Raw genomic sequence first — 14,936 nt, 5'->3', positions numbered from 1 at the left:
TGTTTAGAGCGTGACGGTCGCTTCAACCGGCTTCCACTTGAAGCTGTCACGCTCTAGGCCTGCTCGATCGCCACCGCGTCGCCCAGCTTGGCCAGCGACAGCAGCTCCAGCATGTCCTCGCGCGACAGCGCCACGCAGCCTTCGGTCGGCGTGTAGCCGGGCCGGGCCAGGTGCATGAAGATCGCCGAGCCTAGCCCCGGGACCGGCGGGTCGTCGTTGTGGGCTAGGATGCAGACCAAGTCGTAGACCTCGTCGTCGCGCCACATCTGCTCGGCGCTGGCCGGGTGGGGCAGCTTGACGGCTCGGTTGTAGGCCGGGTCGCCCGGCGCGTCGCACCAGCCGTCGTCGCGCTCCAGCGCCTTGGTTGGCAGCCGCGTCTGCGGCGGCCCGCCCTTGTCGGGACGGAACAGCACCCGGCGGATGCCCCAGGTCCCGAGCGGCGACTTGCCGTCGCCCTCGCGCTTGTCGGCGGCGGCGATCACCCCGCCCTTGCCCAGCGCGCAGCGGGTGATGCGACCGTCCAGGCGGAAGGTTCCATCTGACATCGCCGTGAAGATCATGACTTAAGGGAACTCCCGCGGTTGGCTCTTTAGGGCGATACGGTGCATGTTCGGCCTCATGGCTCAACGCAAGACCTTGCTCGTCGTCGACGACAACGAAGAACTCCGCGGCGCGATCGCCGAACAACTCCAGCTCTCCGAGGATTTCTCGGCCATCGAGGCGGCGACCGCCGGCGAAGGGGTGAAGGCGGCGATCGAGAACCGTCCGGACCTGATCCTGCTCGATGTCGACCTGCCGGATATGAACGGCCGTGAGGCCTGTCGGCAGATGCGCGAGAAGGGCGTCGTCGCCCCGATCATCATGCTGACCGCTGCAGCGGCCGACGACGATCAGATCTCCGGCCTGGAAGCCGGCGCCAACGACTATGTGACCAAGCCCTTCAAGTTCCAGGTCCTGCTGGCGCGCATTCGCGCCCAGCTGCGCAGCGCCGAGCAGTCCGAGGGCGCGGTGTTCCACCTGGGCGCCTACGAGTTCCGCCCGTCGGCCAAGATGCTGATCGACGCCAACCAGAAGAAGATCCGCCTGACCGAGAAAGAGACCAACATTCTCAAGTACCTCTATCGCGCCGGTGAAAAGCCGGTGTCGCGCGAGGAGCTGTTGGCCGAGGTCTGGGGCTACAACGCCGGGGTCACCACCCACACCCTGGAAACCCACGTCTATCGCCTGCGCCAGAAGATCGAGCCCGATCCCGGCAATGCGCGTCTGTTGCTGACCGAGGCCGGCGGCTACCGCCTGGCGCCGTAAAACGGGTCGGGGGGCTCGCATGGCGAAGAAGAAGTGGACGGTGGGGCGGGCCTTTCCGCTGATGATGCTCGCCGCAGTGGTGGTGGGCGTGATCGTTCTGGCGGTCGGCTCTCACCTGCGCCGCGCCACGATCATCGAGCAGTCCACGGCCAGCCTGCCGGCCGGGGCGCTGGCGGGCGAGCCCTGCGCGGTGCTGACCAAGGACGAGTACGTCGCGCGCGGCGCCAAGGCCAAGCACGCCTTCATCACCAACGATATCCGCTATGAGCGCCGCTACGGCCACGCCGACTGCAGCATCGTCAAGGGTGGCGGCGGCGGGAACGACTTCGTCCCCGTCTGCCAGTTCAGCGGGCCGGCGCAGCTGGTGGTGACCACCGGCAAGGGCGCCTACTACTTCGCGCCTGGCACGGGACGCCCGGCGACGGTGGCGACGCACGACGGCGTGCCGACCTGCGTCATCCCCAAGGTCGCGGCGAAGTTCTAGACCGCGAAGTCGGCGCTGACCGGTGCGTGGTCGCTGGGACGTTCCCATTCGCGCACGTCGTCATGCACCCGCGAGGCGGCCTTGCCGGTGTGGAAGGCCGCGTCCTTCAGGCCCGGCGTCACCAGGATGTGGTCCAGTCGCAGCCCGCGGTTCGACTTGCGGAAGTCGGCGGCGCGGTAGCTCCACCACGAAAACAGCTTCTCCGGCTCGGGGATCGCCTCGCGCGGCAGGTCGATGAAGTCGAGGCTGGCCTTCAGCTTGGCGAACGCCTCGAGCTCGATCGGCGTGTGGCTGACGATCTTCGACATCTGCTTGTGGCTCCAGACGTCGAACTCGCCCGGGGCGACGTTCAGGTCGCCGACGATCGCCAACGGCGCTTTTGGATCGCGGCGGCTCATGTCCGCGGTCAGCTGCTCGAAGAAGTCGAGCTTGTGGTCGAACTTCGGGTTCAACTCGCGGTCGGGAATGTCGCCGCCGGCCGGGATGTAGAAGTTCTGGATCTCGACGCCGGCGATCTTGCCGCCGACGCAGCGGGCGTGGCCCTCGCGGCAGGCGTTCAGCGGGGCGGCGTCCTCGATCGGGAAGCGCGAGGCGATGGCGACCCCGTGCCAGCCCTTCTGGCCGGCGATCTTGATGTGCGGCAGGCCGACGGCCTCGAAGGCGGCGCGCGGGAACTCGCCCTCCTGGCACTTGATCTCCTGCATGCAGAGCACGTCTGGCGCCTGCTCGTCGACGAAGCGGGCCACTTGCTCGGCCCGCAGGCGCACGGAGTTGACGTTCCAGGTGGAGAGGCGAAGGCGCATGGCGGCTGTTTAAGGGGCTTTGGGCAAAAAGAAACGCCCGGGCACTGGAGAAGCCCGGGCGTAAAGTGTGTCTCTCATGCCGCCGCCGGGAGGGGATAGGGTCCGGCACGGAAAGGGGTCGCGATCGCGCGATCCCAATAGTGTCATTAATGCCACTCGCGGAGAGAAAAAGTCAAACGAAAATCACGCGGCATATTGCCTGTTGTGAATGTGTCACGTTTTGGAGCGACCGACGTTCTTGGGCCGGGGGTCCTTCAGCACGAACAACGAGGGCGCCAGGCCGCTGGTCTTGGTCAGGCTGGTCAGGCGGATGCGCGTCGATGACCCCTGTGCGTCGGTGACCGTCCAGCCCACCAGCGCCATCGGGTTGTCGGAGAAGGTGAGGGCGATCTGCCCTTCGGCCTGCTTCTTGCCGTCGCGGGCGGTGATCGAGAAGCCGTCGGCCAGGCGCGCCACGCGGGTGACGTTGATGCCGCGGTCGAGGCGGATCTGGCGGGCCAGGAAGATCGACAGCGGCGTGGCCATCAGCGGATAGGCGTCGAAAGTCTTCAGCCGCGAGTCCGCGATCGAGACGTTGCCGCCGTCGGACACCACCAGCAGGCCGGAGGGCTTGTCGTATTCGAAGCGCGCCTTGCCCGGACGCTTCAGATAGAGCGAGCCCTGGGTCATCGCCCCGCGGGCGTCGGTCTGCACGAACCGGCCCTTGGCCTCGGTCAGGCCCTCCAGATACGCCGCGGCGCGGTCGACCAGCGCCTTGTCCGCAGCCGACAGCGGCGCGACCGGCGCGCGTTGAGCGAAGGCGGGAAGGGGCAGGGCGGCCAGGCCCAGCGCCAGGGCGCGGCGGGTCAGTCGGGTCATGCGAGAGCGAACTCCAGTTTCGGCGACCTCTATACCGCGCCGAGGGCTTCAATAGGGCGCAAGAACGGCGAAGCTGGCGCTTAGTTGCGCGGCGCCCGGCGGCAGCCTGCGACGCAGAGCCCCAGCATGATCACATTGCCGACAGCGTCGAGCAGGCCGACGACGCTCAGCACCGGCGTCACCACATAGAACCAGTAGTTGAAGACGAAGAACGGCAGCAGCGCCACGCCGTAGGCCAGGAACGTCGTCTTGGTGAACCGCGAGAACGCCGCGAACAGGCCAGCCAGGATCGCCTGCGCCCCGAAGCAGCCGATGGCGAACAAGGCGATGAAGTCGTTCGAGCGGTATTGCGGGGTGATGGTCAGGGCCATGACGCTGGACGGCGAGACCAGGCACCAGCCGCCCAGGACGAAGAAGACCGCGGCCAGGGCCCACTGAATCTGTCTGGAGCTCATCGCCGCCTCCCCCTAGCTGCTCGACCTGGACGGGCGCCGTCCCACGTGATCGTGAGCAAAAACTTACCCCGGACGAGCGGGTTTTCACCCCCTCAGGGGCGATTCCGCAGTGCAGCAAGCTTGTGCGCGTCAAAAATCGTACATATCACCGGGCCGTCGGACGCCTGAGAGACCCCGCCAGAGGGCCTCCGCGGCCGGCATGACGCGTGGGTAACATAAGGGGCGCAGCCTGATGGGCTTGGCCATTCCGGGTCTCGACGAGGCCCCGACCAAACATGCCGGACTCCTGGCCTGGGTACGTGAAGTCGCTGAACTCACCCAACCCGACCGGGTCCACTGGTGCGACGGCTCCGACGCCGAGTGGACGGCCCTGACCGCCGAACTGGTGAAGTCGGGCACCCTCCAGCCGCTCAATCCGCAGAAGCGCCCGAACAGCTTCTACGCCGCCTCCGATCCGCGCGACGTCGCCCGGGTCGAGAGCCGCACCTTCATTTGCTCGCAGGACCCGGCCGACGCCGGTCCGACCAACAACTGGCTCGACCCGCAGGAAATGCGGGCCAAGCTGCAGGGCCTGTTCAAAGGCGCCATGCGCGGCCGCACCATGTACGTCGTGCCCTTCTGCATGGGGCCGCTGGGTTCGAAGATCTCCGCCCTGGGCGTCGAGATCACCGACAGCGCCTATGTCGCCATCTCGATGCGGGTGATGACCCGCATGGGTCAGGGCGCCCTCGACATGCTCGGCGACGATGGTTTCTTCGTGCCGGCCCTGCACACCGTCGGCGCGCCGCTCGAAGCTGGTCAGGCCGACGTGGCGTGGCCCTGCAACGAAGAAAAGTACATCGTCCACTTCCCCGAGAGCCGCGAGATCTGGTCGTACGGGTCAGGCTACGGCGGCAACGCCCTGCTCGGCAAGAAGTGCTACGCCCTGCGGATCGCCTCGGTGATGGCCCGCGACGAGGGCTGGCTGGCCGAGCACATGCTGATCCTCAAGCTGACCTCGCCGCAGGGCGCGGTCCGCTACGTCGCCGCCGCCTTCCCCAGCGCCTGCGGCAAGACCAACATGGCGATGCTGCAGCCGACCATCCCCGGCTGGAAAGCCGAGACCGTCGGCGACGACATCTGCTGGATGCGCTTCGGCGACGACGGCCGTCTCTATGCGATCAACCCCGAGGCCGGCTTCTTCGGCGTGGCGCCGGGCACCGGCAACGCGACCAACAAGAACGCGGTCGACGCTCTGCACGGCAACACCGTCTTCACCAACGTGGCCCTGACCGCCGACGGCGACGTCTGGTGGGAAGGCCTGACCGATGAGCCGCCGGAAGGCCTGACCGACTGGAAGGGCCGCGCCTGGTCGCCGGAGCTCGGCGAACCGGCCGCCCACCCGAACGCGCGCTTCGCCGTGCCGGCCGACCAGTGCCCGGTGATCGCCGACGAGTGGGACGACCCGGCCGGCGTGCCGATCTCGGCCATCCTGTTCGGTGGCCGCCGCGCCAGCGCCGTGCCGCTGGTGACCGAGGCCTTCGACTGGGAGCACGGCGTGTTCCTGGCCTCCAACGTCGCTTCCGAGGGCACCGCCGCTGCGGAGAACAAGGTCGGCGAGCTGCGCCGCGACCCGTTCGCGATGCTGCCCTTCTGCGGCTACAACATGGGCGACTACTTCGGCCACTGGCTGGAGGTCGGCGCGAACGCCGACGCCGCCAAGCTGCCGGGCATCTACTTCGTCAACTGGTTCCGTAAGGGCGCCGACGGCAAGTTCCTGTGGCCGGGCTATGGCGAGAACGCCCGCGTCCTGAAGTGGATCTTCGGCCGTCTCGAAGGCGAGGCGCAGGCTGTGGACACCCCGATCGGCCGCGTGCCGACTAAGGATTCCCTCGACCTCTCCGGCATCTCGATCGATCCGGCGGCGCTGGAAACCCTGCTGTCGGTCGACGCCGAGGTCTGGGCCGAAGAAGCCGCCCTCATCCCCGAGTTCTACAAGAAGTTCGGAGACCGCCTGCCGGCGAAGCTCTGGGACCAACACGCCGCCCTCGGCCGCCGTCTTGGCGCCCAGGCCCAGGCCGCCGAGTAAGCGCAAACACATCTCCCCTTGGGGGGAGGCTGACTTTGAAGAGGCCGGAGCGGTTCAATCGCTCCGGCTTTTTCTTTGGTCGCCGCGCTAGGCCTGACGCGACGACAGGCTTGCGTTGCAAGCTGCGCCGTCCATCTGATCTGGGAACTGGATGGAGCGCGCGCCAATGACCCTCAACCTCGACGCCAGCCTCGATGACGTGATCGACCGCGCGCTCGCCGACCAGCGTATCGTCGGCACGGTGGTGCTCGTCGCCCGCGGCGGCGAGCTCGTCTACGCCCGCGCCGCCGGCGACGCCGACCGCGAACGCGGCCAGCCGATGGCGCAGGACACCGTCTTCCGCCTGGCCTCAGTGACCAAGCCGATCGTCGCGGCCGCCGCTTTGGCCATGGCCGAGCGCGGCGAGCTGGCCCTCGACGCGCCGGTCAGCCGCTGGCTCTCGGACTTCCGGCCGAACGGCCCCGGCGGCGCGCCTGCCGAGATCGCCATCGGCCAGCTGCTGACCCACACCAGCGGACTAAGCTACGGCTTCCTGCAGCCGGACGGCGGCCCGTACCTGGCGGCCGGCGTCTCGGACGGCCTCGACCTTCCCGACCGGTCGATGAGCGACAACTTGGCCCGGCTCGGCCAGCTCGAGCTGTTCTTTCCGCCGGGCGCGGCCTGGAACTATTCGGTCAGCCTCGACGTGCTGGGCGCGGCGATGGAACAGGCGGCCGGCAAGCCGCTGCCGCAGCTGATCGACGAGCTGATCCTGCGTCCGCTGGGCATGGCCGCCAGCGGGTTCTACGTCGCCAGCGCCGACCAGCTCGCCACCCCCTACATCGACGGCCAGCCGCCGCGCCCGATGCAGGAGCCGGACGTCTCGCCGTTCTTCGAGCTCTCGGGCATTCGCTACTCGCCGGCGCGGGCCACGCGGCCGGCCTCGTTCCCCTCGGGCGGCGCCGGCATGGTCGGCACGGCCGGCGACGTGCTCAAGCTGCTGGAGTCGGTGCGCGCTGGCGGCGGTCCGATCCTCTCGTCCGCCTCGGCCGCCTCGATGCTCAGCAACCAGATCGGCGACCTGGTGGTCACCACCCATGGTCCCGGCTGGGGCTTCGGCTATGCCGGTGCGGTGTTGAAGGATCCGGCCGCCGCCGGCTCGCCGCTGCGCCAGGGCACGGTGCTTTGGGGCGGGGTCTACGGCCACTCCTGGCAGATCGTGCCCGACCGCGAGACCACGGTGGTCGCCCTGACCAACACGGCCATCGAGGGCATGAGCGGGGTGTTCCCCGGCGAGCTCGGCGCGGCCGTGGCGGCGGCGCTTGGGTAGCTCATTTGGTCCCTCTCCCCCTCGGGGGAGAGGTTAGGTGAGGGGGCGCCTCGGGGCCGTGCGCTGCGGAAGCGGAGGGGCCCAACGCAAGGCCATGCCTCGCGGCCCCTCACCCCACCCTCTCCCCGCAAGCGGGGCGAGGGCTTGGTCCCGCGCTACGGCGCCGCGCCGACCAGCACTTCGCGCTTGCCGGCGTGGTTGGCGGGGCTGACCACGCCCTCGTTCTCCATCCGCTCGATGAGCGAGGCGGCGCGGTTGTAGCCGATCTGCAGCCGGCGCTGGACGTAGCTGGTCGAGGCCTTGCGATCGCGGGTGACCACAGCCACGGCGCGGTCGTAGAGATCGTCGCCCGAGCCGCCGCCTTCGTCGCCGAAAGCGCCGCCGTCTTCGCCCTCCTCGTCGCCGCCGGCGGTGATGTCCTCGAGGTACTGCGGCTCGCCCTGCGCGCGCAGGAACTTAGCCACCGCCTCAACCTCCTCGTCGGAGACGAACGGGCCGTGCAGGCGGGTGATGCGGCCGCCGCCGGCCATGTAGAGCATGTCGCCCTGACCCAGCAGCTGCTCGCCGCCCTGTTCGCCCAGGATGGTGCGGCTGTCGATCTTCGAGGTGACCTGGAAGGAGATCCGGGTCGGGAAGTTGGCCTTGATGGTGCCGGTGATGACGTCGACCGACGGGCGCTGGGTGGCCATGACCAGGTGGATGCCGGCGGCGCGGGCCATCTGGGCCAGACGCTGCACCGCGCCTTCCACGTCTTTGCCGGCGACCAGCATCAGGTCGGCGACCTCGTCGATGACCACCACCAGATAGGGCATCGGCTTGGGATCGATCCGCTCGCTTTCGTAGATCGGCCGGCCGCTGTCGTCGAAGCCGGTCTGCACGGTGCGCTCGAAGTGTTCGCCCTTGGCGGCGGCCTCCTTGGCGCGCTCGTTGTACGAGGCGACGTTGCGCACCCCGATCTTCGACATCAGCCGGTAGCGGTCCTCCATCTCTCGGACGGTCCACTTCAGCGCGACGATGGCCTTCTTCGGATCGGTGACGACCGGGGTCAGCAGGTGCGGGATGCCGTCGTAGACGCTCAGTTCCAGCATCTTCGGGTCGATCATGATGAACCGGCACTGGTCCGGCGGCAGCCGATACAGGATCGACAGGATCATCGCATTGACGCCGACCGACTTGCCCGAGCCGGTGGTGCCGGCGATCAGCAGGTGGGGCATCTTCGACAGGTCGGCGATGTAGGGCTCGCCGCCGATGTTTTCGCCCAGCGCCATCGGCAGGGCCTGGGTCGACCGCTCGTACTCGGAGCTGGCCAGCAGATCGCGCAGATAGACGGTCTCGCGCCGGGCATTGGGCAGCTCGATGCCGATGGCGTTGCGGCCGGGCACCACGCTGACGCGGCAGGCGGCCACCGACATCGACCGGGCGATGTCGTCGGCCAGGGCGACGACGCGGGCCGACTTCACGCCGGCGGCGGGCACCAGCTCATAGAGGGTGACGACGGGGCCGGGGCGGATCTGATCGATCGTCCCGCGCACGCCGAATTCGGCCAGCACGCTTTCCAGCAGCTGGGCGTTCTGGCGCAGGGCACCCTCGTCGAACATCGAGGCCCGCGGCTTGGGCTTGGCCAGCATGGCCAGCTCCGGCAGGGCGAAGCCGCCGGTCTTGACGAAATCGAACGCGCCCTGGGCCTCGCGCAGTTCGCGGCCGGACTCCTTGGGCGCAGCTTTCGGCTGTTTGATCGCGACCGGGCTGGCGATGGTGTCGCCGTCGTCGAACTCTTCGGCGTCGTCGGCATAGTCCGCGGGCTCGGCGGCCGGCGCGGGCTGCGCCTGGCGCGGGGCGGGGGCCCCCGCAGGTTCGGCCGCCTTGGCGCGCCGCGCGACCGAGGCGCGGGCGGGCTTGGCCGGTTGGGCGGGGGGTTGCTGGGCCTGTTGCAGGGCGCTGCGGACCCATTCGATGCTGGCGGTCAGCTCCGAGCGGCGCACGCCGACGGCGAAACCGAGCGCGGTCGCCGCTCCGGCCAGCAGCAGCAGCGAGGCGATCAGCACCGCGCCGGGAATGTGGGCGTAGGCGAACAGGCCGGCGATCGCGTGCAGCAGGCCATCGCCCCAGAACCCGCCCAGGCCCTTGGCCAGCGGCCAGGCCGCCGGCGCCGGCGGCGCGCTCAGCAGGCCGGCCAGGGCCATCACTCCCAGCAGGCCGATCGCCGCGCGCAGGCGCACCTTGCGGCGGGTCTGGTCCGGTTGCGGGGTGGTGGCGCGGCCAAGCCCGAACACGACCATCAGCAGGGCGCCGACGCCTGCGGCCAGGCCCAGCGATTGGATGCCGACGTCAGCGGCGGTCGCCCCGGGCGCGCCCAGGGCGTTGGTGGGCGAGAGCGCCGAGGCGGCGTTCAGGCTGGGGTCGGCGGCGTTGTAGGTCGCCAGGGCGATGATCAGGGCGATGCCGGCCGCCGCGATGATCCCGCCGCGCAGCCGCGCTGTGGCCGGATGCGACCAGGCCAGGCCGGCAATGTGCATCCCCAGCTCGACACCCGTCTTTCGCGCCGCCCGCGCCATCCCGAACTCCTGATTTCAGAGATCCCCTGTTTGCCTGCGCGAGGGTTAAGAGGCGTTTACCAAGCCCGGCCGTAAGCGTGGCTGTCCCCGCAAAATCCCGTTTCCGTTTGCGCCAAGCCCATCTAGGTTCGCCGCATGTGGAGCATGCCTCGAAGCGTCCTGCGGTTCGTCGCCGTCATCCTTGGCCTTTGCGCCGTGGGCGGGTTCATCCTCGGCGTGCGCGGCGCTCCGGAGCGGGCGCGGCTGCCTGGCGAGGCGTCTGGCGGCGGCGCGCCGATCCAGGCCAGCGACGCCCAACCGCTCGACGACTTGGTGCTGACCCCGTCTGAACTGGCTCCCGAGCCGAAGAAGGAAGAGGAAAAGCCCGCCGAGGAGACTGAGCAGGCGCCGCTTCCCGTGGAGAAGGCGCCTGAACTCAAGGCCGCGCCGGCGCCCAAGGCTCCGACGACCCCGCCGCCCGAGGAAGACCGCGTCGGCGACCTGATCGACGGCCTCACCCCGCCGCCCGAGCAACCGCCCTACTAGGCCCGCGCCGCCCGCCGCAGGGTCAGGTTGAAGCGGCCCCCGCCCGGCACCAGCCGCGACGAGCCGGGAAGGATGCGGTCGACCCCGTGGTGGAACAGCCGCGCCTCGCCGGCCAGCAGGCAGACATCGCCCGAAGCGAGCCGCACCGAGGTTGTCGGATCGCTGCGCTTCACGCCGCCGATGCGGAACACCGCCGTGTCGCCGAGCGAGACTGACAGCACTGGAAAGCGAAAGTCGGCCTCGTCCTTGTCCTGGTGCAGGCCCATTTTCGCGTCGGCGTTATAAAAGTTGATCAGGCAGGCGTCGGGCGGAACCTCGGGGTCGGCAAGCTCGCGCCAGAGCTCCGTCAGGATGCTGGGCATCGGCGGCCAGAACCTGCCGGTGGTCGGGTGGCGGGGTTCGTAGCGATAGCCCCTGGCGTCGGTGGTCCAGCCCAGCGCGCCGAAGCTGCTCGACGCCACGCTCATCGCTTTGCCGCCCGGCGTCGACTGGTGGACCAGCGGCGCGTCGGCGAGGCCCGCGGTGATCTCGGCCAGCAGCTCGGCCTGGGCGGCCGGCGACAGCCGCCCCGGCAACAGGCGAAATCCACTGGTCGTCGAAAGGCTCATCGGTGCTCATATAGGCGCAATGACGTCCCGCGCCGCCAGCGCTCCTCGCATGCCGCCCTTGCGGGCGCGCCGGCTGACCTCCGGCGAGCGCCGCCTGTGCGCGCAGGTGTTTGGCGAGGGCCTGGACCCTGCGCGGGTGCGGATTCTCAGCGTTCCGGTCTGGCCGCGACCTTTCGTCCCGTCGGCCGGGCTGGTGGTGTGGCCGGCGGCCTCCGCGCTGACGGACTTCTCGACCGCCCCGCTCTGGTTGCGCTCGGTCCTGGTGCACGAACTGCTGCACGTCTGGCAGGCCCAGCAAGGGGTCTTCCTGCCCTTCGCCAAGCTCCGCGCCGGGGACGGCCGGGCGGCCTACGCATATGATTTGGCGGACGGCCGGTCATTTTCTCAGCTCAACATCGAGCAGCAGGCGATGGTCGTCCAGCACGCCTACCTGGCCGCCAGCGGCGGCGCGAGCCCTTACAACAGCGAAGCTTATGCAGGGATCTTAGAGGCTTGGCCCGAGCCGCTGGGGCGAAGACCCCGCTCGATATAGGGGCATTACGCACTTGCGGCGGGTGCGTGTGATCCCATATCGCGACTCGACGCTGGTTGCCCCATGGGTTAACCGGCCGAGCCCTTATTCGAACCGGGGACACCGAGAAGAAAAGGGGCGCTTCATTCGAAGGCCCTAAAACCGGCGTCCGCCATTCAGGAGCGAGCAAGACTCGATATGAGCAAGATCATCGGCATCGACCTGGGCACGACCAATTCGTGCGTGGCCATCATGGACGGCAAAGCGCCGAAAGTGATTGAGAACGCCGAAGGCGTGCGGACCACTCCGTCGGTCGTCGCCATCCTCGACGACGGCGAACGTCTCGTCGGCCAGCCGGCCAAGCGCCAGGCCGTCACCAACCCGTCCAACACCCTGTTCGCCATCAAGCGTCTGATCGGTCGCCAGTACAACGATCCGCTGGTGGAGAAGGACAAGGGCATGGTGCCCTACGACATCGTCAAGGGTCCGAACGGCGACGCCTGGGTGAAGGCCCACGGCAAGGACTATTCGCCCCAGCAGGTCTCGGCCTTCATCCTGCAGAAGATGAAGGAAGCTGCCGAGCAGCACCTCGGCGAGAAGGTCGAGAAGGCGGTCATCACCGTCCCGGCCTACTTCAACGACGCCCAGCGTCAGGCGACCAAGGACGCCGGCAAGATCGCCGGCCTGGAAGTCCTGCGCATCATCAACGAGCCGACCGCGGCGGCGCTCGCTTACGGCCTTGAGAAGAACGACGGCAAGAAGATCGCCGTTTACGACCTCGGCGGCGGCACCTTCGACGTCTCGATCCTGGAGATCGGCGACGGCGTGTTCGAGGTGAAGGCCACCAACGGCGACACCTTCCTCGGCGGTGAAGACTTCGACATGCGTATCGTCGAGTACCTCGCCGACGAGTTCAAAAAGGAAACCGGCGTCGATCTGCGGAACGACAAGCTGGCCCTGCAGCGCCTGAAGGAAGAAGGCGAGAAGGCGAAGAAGGAGCTGTCCTCGGTCCCTCAGTACGAGGTCAACCTGCCCTTCATCTCGATGAACGCCTCGGGCCCGCTGCACCTGAACATCAAGCTCTCGCGCGCCAAGCTGGAAGCTCTGGTCGAAGACCTGGTCGCCCGCACCGTCGGCCCCTGCGAGCAGGCTCTGAAGGACGCCGGTCTGAAGAAGTCCGACATCGACGAAGTGATCCTGGTCGGCGGCATGACCCGCATGCCCAAGGTCGTCGAGACCGTGAAGGAGTTCTTCGGCCGTGAGCCCCACAAGGGCGTGAACCCGGACGAAGTCGTCGCGCTCGGCGCGGCGGTGCAGGCCGGCGTTCTGCAGGGCGACGTCAAGGACGTGCTGCTGCTGGACGTGACCCCGCTGACCCTAGGCATCGAAACCCTGGGCGGCGTGTTCACCCCGCTGATCGAACGCAACACCACGATCCCGACCAAGCGCTCGCAGACCTTCTCGACCGCTGACGACAACCAGTCGGCCGTGACCATCCGCGTGTTCCAGGGCGAACGTCCGATGGCGCACGACAACAAGATGCTGGGTCAGTTCGACCTGGTCGGCATTCCGCCGGCGCCGCGCGGCGTGCCGCAGGTCGAGGTCACCTTCGACATCGACGCCAACGGCATCGTCAACGTGTCGGCCCGCGACAAGGCGACCAGCAAGGAACAGTCGATCCGCATCCAGGCCAATGGCGGTCTCTCGGACGCGGACATCGACAAGATGGTCCAGGAAGCCGAGGCCAACAAAGCCGACGACGAAAAGCGCAAGGCGGCGGTCGAGGCCAAGAACCAGGCCGAGGCGGTGGTGCACTCCACCGAGAAGGCGCTGGCCGAGCATGGCGACAAGATCCAGGGCGCCGACAAGGAAGCCATCGAGACCGCGCTGGCTGACGTGAAGTCGGAGCTGGAAGGCGACGACGCCGAGGCGATCGCGGCCAAGACCCAGACCCTCATCCAGGCTTCGATGAAGCTGGGCGAGGCGATGTACGCGGCCCAGCAAGGCGGTTCGGAAGAGCAGCCTCAGGGCGGCGCGGCGGCCGACGACGTGGTCGACGCCGAGTTCGAAGAAGTCGCCGACGACGACAAGAAGTCGGCGTGACGTTCCGCCCGATGGCGGTCATCTGCAAATTCTGCGAGACGACCGCCATCGGTTCGGGCGCCCCCAGTGGAAATCTCCGTCTGCTCCGGTTTGGAATAAGCCTTGCAGTCGGGCGGGGATCATCCCACCTCAATTCTCAGATCAATTTTGAACCTCTGACATAGCATGCGGGATTATTACGAGATCCTCGGCGTGGAACGGAGCGCGGACGAAGCTGCGCTGAAGTCTTCGTTCCGAAAGCTCGCCATGGAGCACCACCCCGACCGCAATGGCGGGTGCGAGGAAGCGACCGGCCGGTTCAAGGAGATCAACGAGGCCTACTCGGTCCTCTCTGATCCGCAGAAGCGCGCGGCCTATGACCGCTTCGGCCATGCCGGCGTCAACGGCGCTGCGGGCGGTGGCGGCGGCGGCCAGTTCCACGATGTGAACGACATCTTCAACGAGGTGTTCGGCGACGTCTTCGGCGACATGTTCGGCGGCCGCGGCCGTCAGCGCTCAGGCCCGGCCCGCGGCCAGGACCTGCGCTATGACCTGGAGATCACCCTGGAGCAGGCCTATGCCGGTTCCGAGGTCGAGATCACCGTGCCGGCCTCGATCAACTGCGAGACCTGCGACGGCTCGGGCGCCAAGCCCGGCACCAGCCCGACTGTCTGCGGCGGCTGCGGCGGCGCCGGACGCGTGCGCGCCAGCCAGGGCTTCTTCTCGATCGAGCGCGCTTGCCCACGCTGCGGCGGCTCCGGCCGCCTCGTGCTGGACCCGTGCGAGGACTGTCATGGCCATGGCCAGGTGCGCAAACAGCGCACCCTGCAGGTCCGCATCCCGGCCGGCGTCGACGACGGCGCGCGCATCCGCCTGGCGGGCGAGGGCGACGCCGGCGCGCGCGGCGGTCCGCGCGGCGACCTCTACATCTTCTTGTCGGTGCGTCCGCACGAACTGTTCGACCGCGACGGACTGGACCTGCTCTGCACCGTGCCGGTGCCGATGGCGGTGGCCGCGCTGGGCGGCGAGATCGAGGCGCCGTGCTTGATGGGCGGCGACAACTGCGACGGGGCCTGCCGCATCGAGGTCAAGGTGCCGGAAGGCTCCCAGACCGGCCGCACCGTGCGGCTGAAGGGCAAGGGCATGCCGTCGCTGCGCTCGCGCGATCGCGGCGACCTGGTGGTCGAGCTGTTCGTCGAGACTCCGACCAAGCTCACCGCTCGCCAGAAGGAGCTGATGCGCGAGTTCGTCGAAATCTGCGGCGAACAGCAGCATCCGAAGTCCGCCAACTTCATCGGCAAGGCCAAACAGTTCTGGGACGACGTCACCGGCGGCTGACCTGTCGCGCTGGCGTCCCGCTCGGGCTATCAACG

At 68.5% G+C, this 14,936-nt stretch carries 14 protein-coding genes; 8 read left to right on the top strand and 6 right to left on the bottom strand.

The window, feature by feature from the left end; genetic code table 11:
- Window positions 1-53 precede the first annotated feature (53 nt).
- Entirely contained in the window at window positions 54-560 is a 507-nt protein-coding gene (locus C0481_RS13975) for a L,D-transpeptidase family protein (RefSeq protein WP_293404767.1), read from the bottom strand.
- Between the two features lie 58 nt (window positions 561-618).
- On the opposite strand from C0481_RS13975, the gene C0481_RS13970 reads away from it, so the two are divergent.
- Together C0481_RS13970 and C0481_RS13965 are read left to right on the top strand one after the other, a co-directional pair.
- The gene (locus C0481_RS13970) at window positions 619-1,305 is read left to right on the top strand and encodes a response regulator transcription factor (RefSeq protein ID WP_293404788.1); all 687 of its coding nucleotides are present in this window, start codon (window positions 619-621) and stop codon (window positions 1,303-1,305) included.
- A 19-nt stretch (window positions 1,306-1,324) separates the two neighbouring features.
- Window positions 1,325-1,789: a hypothetical protein gene (locus C0481_RS13965; protein ID WP_293404765.1), complete on the top strand. Its 465-nt coding sequence runs from the start codon at window positions 1,325-1,327 to the stop codon at window positions 1,787-1,789.
- On the opposite strand, the gene C0481_RS13960 is transcribed toward C0481_RS13965, so the two are convergent.
- The 3 genes from C0481_RS13960 to C0481_RS13950 form a co-directional block, all read right to left on the bottom strand.
- Entirely contained in the window at window positions 1,786-2,592 is an 807-nt protein-coding gene (locus tag C0481_RS13960) for an exodeoxyribonuclease III (protein WP_293404763.1), read from the bottom strand. The two genes, C0481_RS13965 and C0481_RS13960, sit on opposite strands and share 4 nt — an antisense overlap.
- Window positions 2,593-2,805: 213 nt before the next feature.
- The gene (locus tag C0481_RS13955) at window positions 2,806-3,450 is read right to left on the bottom strand and encodes an outer-membrane lipoprotein carrier protein LolA (RefSeq protein WP_293404760.1); all 645 of its coding nucleotides are present in this window, start codon (window positions 3,448-3,450) and stop codon (window positions 2,806-2,808) included.
- An 80-nt stretch (window positions 3,451-3,530) separates the two neighbouring features.
- Complete coding sequence (locus C0481_RS13950) at window positions 3,531-3,905, bottom strand: hypothetical protein (RefSeq protein ID WP_293404758.1); 375 nt, start codon at window positions 3,903-3,905, stop codon at window positions 3,531-3,533.
- Between the two features lie 232 nt (window positions 3,906-4,137).
- Here C0481_RS13950 and C0481_RS13945 point away from each other — a divergent pair, with 232 nt between their 5' ends.
- Complete coding sequence (locus C0481_RS13945; RefSeq protein WP_293404756.1) at window positions 4,138-5,973, top strand: phosphoenolpyruvate carboxykinase (GTP); 1,836 nt, start codon at window positions 4,138-4,140, stop codon at window positions 5,971-5,973.
- Window positions 5,974-6,139: 166 nt separating this feature from the next.
- Window positions 6,140-7,282: a serine hydrolase domain-containing protein gene (locus tag C0481_RS13940; protein ID WP_293404754.1), complete on the top strand. Its 1,143-nt coding sequence runs from the start codon at window positions 6,140-6,142 to the stop codon at window positions 7,280-7,282.
- 155 nt (window positions 7,283-7,437) lie between these two features.
- Here C0481_RS13940 and C0481_RS13935 read toward each other — a convergent pair whose 3' ends face one another.
- Complete coding sequence (locus tag C0481_RS13935; RefSeq protein ID WP_293404752.1) at window positions 7,438-9,837, bottom strand: DNA translocase FtsK 4TM domain-containing protein; 2,400 nt, start codon at window positions 9,835-9,837, stop codon at window positions 7,438-7,440.
- Window positions 9,838-9,981: 144 nt separating this feature from the next.
- On the opposite strand from C0481_RS13935, the gene C0481_RS13930 reads away from it, so the two are divergent.
- A complete protein-coding gene (locus C0481_RS13930; protein ID WP_293404750.1) occupies window positions 9,982-10,362 on the top strand; it encodes a hypothetical protein in 381 nt (126 codons plus the stop codon).
- Here C0481_RS13930 and C0481_RS13925 read toward each other — a convergent pair.
- Window positions 10,359-10,970 carry an alpha-ketoglutarate-dependent dioxygenase AlkB gene (locus tag C0481_RS13925; protein WP_293404748.1) on the bottom strand — a complete coding sequence of 204 codons (612 nt, stop codon included), beginning with the start codon at window positions 10,968-10,970 and terminating at the stop codon, window positions 10,359-10,361. The two genes, C0481_RS13930 and C0481_RS13925, sit on opposite strands and share 4 nt — an antisense overlap.
- Before the next feature lie 49 nt (window positions 10,971-11,019).
- Between C0481_RS13925 and C0481_RS13920 the strand changes: the two genes are divergently transcribed.
- The 3 genes from C0481_RS13920 (at window position 11,020) to dnaJ (ending at window position 14,901) form a co-directional block, all read left to right on the top strand.
- Window positions 11,020-11,502: a hypothetical protein gene (locus C0481_RS13920; RefSeq protein ID WP_293404746.1), complete on the top strand. Its 483-nt coding sequence runs from the start codon at window positions 11,020-11,022 to the stop codon at window positions 11,500-11,502.
- Between the two features lie 177 nt (window positions 11,503-11,679).
- Window positions 11,680-13,584, top strand: a complete 1,905-nt coding sequence (gene dnaK, locus C0481_RS13915; protein WP_293404744.1) for a molecular chaperone DnaK — start codon at window positions 11,680-11,682, stop codon at window positions 13,582-13,584.
- Window positions 13,585-13,749: 165 nt separating this feature from the next.
- Entirely contained in the window at window positions 13,750-14,901 is a 1,152-nt protein-coding gene (gene dnaJ / locus C0481_RS13910; RefSeq protein ID WP_293404742.1) for a molecular chaperone DnaJ, read from the top strand.
- Window positions 14,902-14,936 lie beyond the last annotated feature (35 nt).

This window comes from Phenylobacterium sp., from assembly GCF_013822795.1.
Taxonomy (GTDB): Bacteria; Pseudomonadota; Alphaproteobacteria; order Caulobacterales; family Caulobacteraceae; genus Phenylobacterium.
Note: the sequence above shows the minus strand (reverse complement) of the source record. Positions and strands in the feature narration are given on the sequence as shown.

Bases quoted from the DNA above. Each gene is read 5' to 3' on its own strand.
- C0481_RS13930 (WP_293404750.1), top strand. From the start codon at position 9,982: ATGCCTCGAAGCGTCCTGCGGTTCGTCGCCGTCATCCTTGGCCTTTGC.
- C0481_RS13940 (WP_293404754.1), top strand. From the start codon at position 6,140: ATGACCCTCAACCTCGACGCCAGCCTCGATGACGTGATCGACCGCGCG.
- C0481_RS13975 (WP_293404767.1), bottom strand. From the start codon at position 560: ATGATCTTCACGGCGATGTCAGATGGAACCTTCCGCCTGGACGGTCGC.
- C0481_RS13960 (WP_293404763.1), bottom strand. From the start codon at position 2,592: ATGCGCCTTCGCCTCTCCACCTGGAACGTCAACTCCGTGCGCCTGCGG.
- C0481_RS13965 (WP_293404765.1), top strand. From the start codon at position 1,325: ATGGCGAAGAAGAAGTGGACGGTGGGGCGGGCCTTTCCGCTGATGATG.
- C0481_RS13955 (WP_293404760.1), bottom strand. From the start codon at position 3,450: ATGACCCGACTGACCCGCCGCGCCCTGGCGCTGGGCCTGGCCGCCCTG.
- C0481_RS13935 (WP_293404752.1), bottom strand. From the start codon at position 9,837: ATGGCGCGGGCGGCGCGAAAGACGGGTGTCGAGCTGGGGATGCACATT.
- C0481_RS13950 (WP_293404758.1), bottom strand. From the start codon at position 3,905: ATGAGCTCCAGACAGATTCAGTGGGCCCTGGCCGCGGTCTTCTTCGTC.
- C0481_RS13945 (WP_293404756.1), top strand. From the start codon at position 4,138: ATGGGCTTGGCCATTCCGGGTCTCGACGAGGCCCCGACCAAACATGCC.
- C0481_RS13920 (WP_293404746.1), top strand. From the start codon at position 11,020: ATGCCGCCCTTGCGGGCGCGCCGGCTGACCTCCGGCGAGCGCCGCCTG.
- dnaK (WP_293404744.1), top strand. From the start codon at position 11,680: ATGAGCAAGATCATCGGCATCGACCTGGGCACGACCAATTCGTGCGTG.
- C0481_RS13970 (WP_293404788.1), top strand. From the start codon at position 619: ATGGCTCAACGCAAGACCTTGCTCGTCGTCGACGACAACGAAGAACTC.
- dnaJ (WP_293404742.1), top strand. From the start codon at position 13,750: ATGCGGGATTATTACGAGATCCTCGGCGTGGAACGGAGCGCGGACGAA.
- C0481_RS13925 (WP_293404748.1), bottom strand. From the start codon at position 10,970: ATGAGCCTTTCGACGACCAGTGGATTTCGCCTGTTGCCGGGGCGGCTG.